Source organism: Cellulomonas sp. NPDC057328 (assembly GCF_042667215.1).
Lineage (GTDB): Bacteria > Actinomycetota > Actinomycetes > Actinomycetales > Cellulomonadaceae > Cellulomonas.
In genome coordinates this window covers 1-6,571 of sequence record NZ_JBHUZW010000165.1, presented here as the reverse complement: position 1 = coordinate 6,571, position 6,571 = coordinate 1, and the positions used below count along the sequence as shown (strand labels likewise).

6 protein-coding genes are annotated in these 6,571 nt (G+C 73.7%); 1 reads left to right on the top strand and 5 read right to left on the bottom strand.

Annotation, left to right across the window (positions count from 1 at the left end; translation table 11 throughout):
• Window positions 1–13 precede the first annotated feature (13 nt).
• From ACFUMH_RS18165 to ACFUMH_RS18145, 5 genes are all read right to left on the bottom strand, one after another.
• Complete coding sequence (locus ACFUMH_RS18165; RefSeq protein ID WP_378208843.1) at window positions 14–1,198, bottom strand: SPFH domain-containing protein; 1,185 nt, start codon at window positions 1,196–1,198, stop codon at window positions 14–16.
• Window positions 1,199–1,265: 67 nt separating this feature from the next.
• Window positions 1,266–1,742 carry an NfeD family protein gene (locus tag ACFUMH_RS18160; protein ID WP_378208840.1) on the bottom strand — a complete coding sequence of 159 codons (477 nt, stop codon included), beginning with the start codon at window positions 1,740–1,742 and terminating at the stop codon, window positions 1,266–1,268.
• 106 nt (window positions 1,743–1,848) lie between these two features.
• Window positions 1,849–2,655: an ABC transporter ATP-binding protein gene (locus tag ACFUMH_RS18155; protein ID WP_378208838.1), complete on the bottom strand. Its 807-nt coding sequence runs from the start codon at window positions 2,653–2,655 to the stop codon at window positions 1,849–1,851.
• A gap of 74 nt (window positions 2,656–2,729) precedes the next feature.
• The gene (locus ACFUMH_RS18150) at window positions 2,730–3,806 is read right to left on the bottom strand and encodes a GNAT family N-acetyltransferase (RefSeq protein ID WP_378208836.1); all 1,077 of its coding nucleotides are present in this window, start codon (window positions 3,804–3,806) and stop codon (window positions 2,730–2,732) included.
• Between the two features lie 67 nt (window positions 3,807–3,873).
• A complete protein-coding gene (locus tag ACFUMH_RS18145; protein ID WP_378208834.1) occupies window positions 3,874–6,000 on the bottom strand; it encodes a type IIA DNA topoisomerase subunit B in 2,127 nt (708 codons plus the stop codon).
• A gap of 149 nt (window positions 6,001–6,149) precedes the next feature.
• Between ACFUMH_RS18145 and ACFUMH_RS18140 the strand changes: the two genes are divergently transcribed.
• Entirely contained in the window at window positions 6,150–6,413 is a 264-nt protein-coding gene (locus ACFUMH_RS18140; protein ID WP_378208832.1) for a hypothetical protein, read from the top strand.
• Window positions 6,414–6,571 lie beyond the last annotated feature (158 nt).

Sequence of the window (6,571 nt, the reverse complement as noted above, 5' to 3'; positions counted from 1 at the left end):
GGGCCGCCCGGTGTCAGGAGCCGGCCGTGGGCGGCTCGGGCTGCTGGCCCGTCGACGGCTCGGGCGTCGCCGCGGCCGACGGCGAGGGCCGGTCGACGCCCGGGCGCTGCCCGCGCTCGACCGTCGGGTCGAACGGTGCACCCGCGAGGGTGCCGGCGCTCGTCGCGTCCGCCGTCGCCGCCGCCGACTCGCGTCGCGCCTCCGCGAGCGCCTCCCCGGGGTCGGTCAGCGACGCCGGCGGCAGGTCCTCCGCGCCGAGCGGAGAGCTGCCCGCCGGCCGCGTCACGTACTCGTCGCCGCCCCCGTCGCCGTGGCCCGTGAACCCCTTGGAGAGCCACCCCAGCGCGCCGCTCAGCTCGGCGGGCAGGAACCACATCTTGTTCGACGGGCTGGACGCGATCTTCGGCAGCGTCTGCAGGTACTGGTAGGCCAGCAGCTTCGGGTCGGCGTCGCCGCGGTGCACCGCGTCGAAGACCTGGAGGATCGCGCGCGCCTCACCCTCGGCCCGCAGGATCGCGGACTGCGCGTCGCCCTCGGCCCGCAGGATCGCCGACTGCTTCTCGCCCTCGGCCGTGAGGATCTGCGACTGCTTGACGCCCTCCGCGGTGAGGATCGCCGCGCGGCGGTCCCGCTCGGCGCGCATCTGCTGCTCCATCGAGCCCTGCACCGACGCGGGCGGGTCGATGGCCTTGAGCTCGACGCGGTTGACGCGGATGCCCCACTTGCCGGTCGCCTCGTCGAGCACGCCGCGCAGCTGGCCGTTGATCTGGTCGCGGCTCGTCAGGGTCTGCTCGAGGTCCATGGACCCGATGACGTTGCGCAGCGTCGTGACGGTGAGCTGCTCGATGCCCGTGATGTAGTTCGCGATCTCGTACACCGCGTCCTTGGGGCTCGTCACCTGGAAGTAGATGACGGTGTCGATGCTCACGACCAGGTTGTCGGACGTGATCACCGGCTGCGGCGGGAACGACACGACCTGCTCACGGAGGTCGACGCTGGCCCGCACCCGGTCGACGAACGGGATGAGCAGGTGCAGGCCGGCGTCCAGGGTCCGGTTGTAGCGCCCGAGCCGCTCGACGATGACGGCGACGGCCTGCGGCACGATCCGCACGGCACGCACGAGCGCGACGATCACGAAGAGCAGGACGAGGCCGAGGACGACGATCAGGGCGATCTGCCCCGGGCTGGTGTCGGTCATGTGACCTCCGCGAGTCGTGCCGCCGTCACGGCGGCGAGGACGGCCCGGTGGCCCCGGACCGGGTGGTTCAGGCGGGCGCAGCGCCGGTGGCGGGCGGCCCGTCGGTACGCGGTGCGGGCGCCGTGGCGGCGACCACCGCGGTGGCCCCGTCGATGCGGATCACGAGCACCGGGGCACCCGCCGGCAGCGCCGTGCCGTCGGCGGTCCGGGCGGACCAGACCTCGCCGGCGAGCTTGACGCGACCCGTGAAGCCGTCGACGTCCGTGACGACCACGGCGGGCCGGCCGACGAGCGCCGCGGCGTTCGTCTCCGGCAGGTCGACGCGTGAGCGCAGGTGGCGCAGCAGCCACGGGCGCAGCAGGAGCAGCAGGACGACGGCCGTCACGGCGGCCACGACGAACTGCACCACCAGCGGAGCGCCGAGCGCGTAGGCCACGCCCCCGGCGAGCGCACCGCCGGCGAACATGATGAGGACGAGGTCGAGCGAGATCATCTCCAGCACGCCGAGCAGGAGCGCTCCGCCGACCCACCACAGCCAGCCCATGCCGCCACCTCCGCAGGTCGTCCGCCGTCGGTCCGTGTGACGATCCTATGCCACGTCTTTGCGAACTCGTGGCGCAGCGGGCCGGGAGCGGCCCACGGCGTGCGTGTCAGTGCGCGCTCGACGACGCCCGGGTCGAGGCGTGCGCCGTCCACCGGCCGTCGCCGTGCTCGAGCCGCAGCGGCACGTCGAACGTGCCCGACAGGTTCTCCGCCGTCAGCACCTCGTCGATCGGCCCCGCGGCGAACGCCTTGCCGGCCCGCAGCAGCAGCAGGTGCGTGAAGCCCGGCGGGATCTCCTCCACGTGGTGCGTGACCAGCACGAGCGCCGGCGACCGCGGGTCGCGCGCGAGCTCGGCCAGCGCCCCGACGAGCTCCTCGCGGCCGCCGAGGTCGAGGCCGGCCGCGGGCTCGTCGAGCAGCAGCAGCTCCGGGTCGCTCATGAGCGAGCGCGCGATCTGCACGCGCTTGCGCTCGCCCTCCGAGAGCGTCCCGAAGAACCGTGCGGCGAGGTGCGCCACGCCGAACGCGGCGAGCAGGTCGTTCGCGCGCGTCTCGTCGAGCTCCTCGTAGGCCTCGCGCCACCGCCCCGTCACGCCGTAGGCGGCCGTCAGCACCACGTCCTTGACCGTCTCGCCCGACGGGATCCGGTCCGCCAGCGCCGCGCTCGAGAGCCCGATGCGCGGTCGCAGCTCGAAGACGTCCGTCGCACCGAGGCGCGAGCCCAGCAGCGTCGCCGTGCCGCGGGTGGGGTGCATGCGTCCCGACGCCACCTGCAGCAGCGTCGTCTTGCCGGCGCCGTTGCGGCCGAGGACGACCCAGCGCTCGCCCTCGCGCACCTGCCAGGACAGGTCGTCGAGGATCGTCGTCGTCCCCCGGCGGATCGTCACGGCCTGCAGGTCGAGCACGCTGGTCATGTCCACAGACCCTAACGTCCGCACGCACCCGCCCGGGCGTCCCGGGCGGGTGCGTGCCGGTCACGTCGCCGACGTCACAGCTCGATCGACCACATCGTCGACGAGTGCACCACCTCGTAGCCGAGCCGCGCGTACAGCCCGTGCGCGCCGGACGGGTTCGCCGTGTCGACGCCCAGCTCGGCGTACTCCACGCCGTCGGCGGCGTACGCGCGCATCACCGCGGCGAGCAGGGCCACCGCGACCCCGCGGCCGCGCCACTCGCGGCGCACGCCGAGCAGCTCGGTGTAGCCGGAGCTGTACCCGGCGACCTCCCAGTCGTGCTCGTACCGGCCGGACGTCGCGTAGCCCACGACCTCGTCGTCGTCCGTCAGCGCCACGACGCTCCACGCGGGCGCGAACATCGCGCGGTTGGCGCGCCACTGCTCGGCCGTGCGCGGCTCGCTCCCCCAGTGGTCGGCGAACGCCGCGTTGTGCGCGAGGCGCACCGCGTCGTCGAGCTCCGGCGACCACGGGACCACGCGCACGCCGTCGATCGCCGGCACGTCCGGCAGGTCCGCGCGCAGCGACCGCCGCATCTCCGTGTAGTAGCGGATCGGCGTGAAGCCCGCCGCCTCGTACACGCGCGCGCTCGCCGGTGCGGAGTCCTCGAGGTAGGCGGCGATCCGCGCCGGCACGTCCTTGCCGGACGCCGCGAGCACCTGGCGCGCACGGCCCTCGAGCCACGCGACGAGCGCCCGGCCGACGCCCCGCCCCCGCCACAGCGGGTGCACGCCGCCGGAGACGAACGCGCGGACGAGGTTCGTGTCGCCCGGTGCGGTGTCGACCTGTGCCCACGCGCGCATCGCGCCCGTGCCGTCGAGCCCGACGAGCGTGTCGCGGGGCAGGTCGCGCCACTGCGCCGACAGCTCCTCGACCACCTCCTCGGTGGACGTCCGGAACGGCTGCCCGTCGGCCTCCTCGACCAGCTGCACCAGCGCGGTGAGGTCGGCGGCGTCGTCCACCGTGAGGGGGCGCCACGTCAGGCCCAGGTCCGCCGGCGGCGCCGCCAGGACGGCGGGCGGGGCGGCGCGCTCCGCGACGGGGGCCAGGGGCGGGGCCGGCACCGCCCCGTCGCGCGCCGTCGGGGTCACCACGTCGGTCGTCTCGCTCATGCGCCCCACCCTGCCGTCCCGACGGGCCGCGCTGCCAGCGGTTTGTCCGGCGCCGCCGGGCGCGGCGTCAGGCGTCGATGCGCGAGCGGTCCAACGCGTTCGCGCCGGCCACGATGAAGTCCTTGCGCGGTGCGACGTCCGAGCCCATCAGGAGCTCGAAGATCTCCTCCGCGCGCTGGGCGCCCTCGACCGTCACGCGGCGGAGCGTGCGGTGCCGCGGGTCCATGGTGGTCTCCGCGAGCTGGTCGGCATCCATCTCGCCGAGGCCCTTGTACCGCTGGATGTCGTCCTTGTACCGCCGGCCCGCACGGTCGAGCTTCTTCAGGGTCGCCGTCAGCTCCGCCTCCGAGTACGTGTAGAGGTACTCGTTCTTGCGGGAGCCGGCGCCGATCACCTCGACGCGGTGCAGCGGCGGCACCGCCGCGTACACGCGTCCCTCCTCCACGAGCGGGCGCATGTAGCGGAAGAACAGCGTGAGCAGCAGCGTGCGGATGTGGGCGCCGTCGACGTCGGCGTCGGTCATGAGCACGACCTTGCCGTAGCGGGCCGCCTCCAGGTCGAACGTGCGGCCGGAGCCCGCACCGATGACCTGGATGATCGACGCGCACTCGGCGTTCTTGAGCATGTCGCCCACGGACGCCTTCTGGACGTTGAGGATCTTGCCGCGGATCGGCAGCAGCGCCTGGTAGTCGGAGCTGCGCGCGAGCTTCGCGGTGCCGAGCGCGCTGTCGCCCTCGACGATGAAGAGCTCGCTGCGCTCGACGTCGTCGATGCGGCAGTCGGCGAGCTTCGCGGGCAGCGACGACGACTCCAGCGCCGTCTTGCGGCGGGAGATCTCCTTCTGCTTGCGCGCCGAGATGCGGGCGCGCATCTCGCCCACGACCTTGTCCAGCAGCGCCGCGGAGTGCGCCTTGTGCTCCCGCTTCGTCGAGGTGAGCAGGGACGTGAGCTCCTGCTCGACGACACGCGCCACGATGCCGCGCACGGGCGCGGTGCCGAGGACCTCCTTGGTCTGGCCCTCGAACTGCGGCTCGGCGAGCCGGACCGTGACGACGGCGGTGAGCCCGGCGAGCACGTCCTCCTTCTCGATCCGCTCGGACGAGTCCTTGGCCGACACCTTGAGCCGCCGCGCGTTGGCGGTCACCTGCGCGCGCAGCGTCTTGAGCAGCGCGGCCTCGAAGCCGGCGAGGTGCGTACCGCCCTTGGGCGTCGCGATGATGTTGACGAAGCTGCGGACCTCGGTCGCGTAGCCGGTGCCCCAGCGCACCGCGACGTCGACCTCGCACGTGCGGGACACCTCCTGCGGCGTCATGTGCCCGCGCTCGTCGAGGACCGGCACCGTCTCCGTGAAACTGCCCTCGCCGGTCAGGTGCCACACGTCCGTGACCGGCGCGTCGGGCGCGAGGTGGTCGACGAAGTCGACGACGCCGCCCTCGTGCAGGAACGTCTCCTCGTGCGGGCCGTGCTCGCCCGGCGTGCCGGGGATGCCGCGCTCGTCCCGGACGGTCAGCGCGAGGCCGGGCACGAGGAAGCTGGTCTGGCGGGCGCGCGTGACGAGCTCGTCGTACGAGAACACCGCGGACGGCAGGAAGATCTGGCGGTCGGCCCAGTAGCGCACCCGGGTGCCGGTCCGCGCCTTCGCGACCTTGCCGACGACGGCGAGCTCGGACCCCGAGACGAACGGCTCGAACGGCGACTCCGGGCTCACGCCGGCGCTGTCGTCGAACACACCCGGCTCGCCGCGGTGGAAGCTCATCCGGTGCGTGCGGCCGTGGCGGTCGACCTCGACGTCGAGCCGCGCCGACAGCGCGTTCACGACGGACGCGCCGACGCCGTGCAGACCGCCCGACGCCGCGTACGACCCGCCGCCGAACTTGCCGCCGGCGTGCAGCTTGGTGAAGACGACCTCGACGCCGGTGAGCCCCGTCTTCGGCTCCACGTCGACCGGCACGCCGCGGCCGTTGTCGCGCACCTCGACGGACGAGTCGGCGTGCAGGACGATCTCGATGCGGTCGCCGTGGCCGCCGAGGGCCTCGTCGACGGAGTTGTCGATGATCTCCCACAGGCAGTGCATGAGGCCGCGGCTGTCGGTCGTGCCGATGTACATGCCGGGGCGCTTGCGCACCGCCTCCAGGCCCTCGAGCACCGAGAGGTGCCGTGCGGTGTAGCCGGGGGTGGAGGAGGTCGTCGTCACGCCGCGATGGTAGCCGGGGCCGCTGACAGAGCCGCGGCACCATGCCGGTTCCCCGCACGGCCCAGGTCCCGGCCGTGGCGCACGTCACGATCGTGTGACGCCACGTCACGATCTTGTACGCGGTGGGCGAACCTCGGCCGCTCCGGGACATGGTTCCGCGGTCCGGATGGTTGTATGGAAACGTGACAGGGACGACCATCGACAACACGGCCCCGCTGACGGCTGCCGACCGCTGCGACCGCTGCGGCGCGCAGGCGTACGTCCGCGTCGTGCTCCCGGTCGGCGAGCTGCTGTTCTGCGCGCACCACGCGCGCGAGCACGCACCCAAGTTCGCCACCGTCGCGACGCATGTGCAGGACGAGACCGACCGCCTCCACGCCGAGCACGGCTCGGGGGCACGGGCTCTCTCCTGAGCCAGGCGCCACGGCGCACCACCGACCCCACGAAGGCCCGGACCGCACGGTCCGGGCCTTCGTGCTGTCCAGGGTCCTGGCGCTCTCCGGGCCTTCGTGCTCTCCAGCGCTCGTCCGGCCCGGCCCAGCCGATGCCGCCCGGGCCCGGAGGCCACGTA

Bases quoted from the DNA above. Each gene is read 5' to 3' on its own strand.
- ACFUMH_RS18150 (WP_378208836.1), bottom strand. From the start codon at position 3,806: ATGAGCGAGACGACCGACGTGGTGACCCCGACGGCGCGCGACGGGGCG.
- ACFUMH_RS18155 (WP_378208838.1), bottom strand. From the start codon at position 2,655: ATGACCAGCGTGCTCGACCTGCAGGCCGTGACGATCCGCCGGGGGACG.
- ACFUMH_RS18140 (WP_378208832.1), top strand. From the start codon at position 6,150: ATGGTTCCGCGGTCCGGATGGTTGTATGGAAACGTGACAGGGACGACC.
- ACFUMH_RS18165 (WP_378208843.1), bottom strand. From the start codon at position 1,198: ATGACCGACACCAGCCCGGGGCAGATCGCCCTGATCGTCGTCCTCGGC.
- ACFUMH_RS18160 (WP_378208840.1), bottom strand. From the start codon at position 1,742: ATGGGCTGGCTGTGGTGGGTCGGCGGAGCGCTCCTGCTCGGCGTGCTG.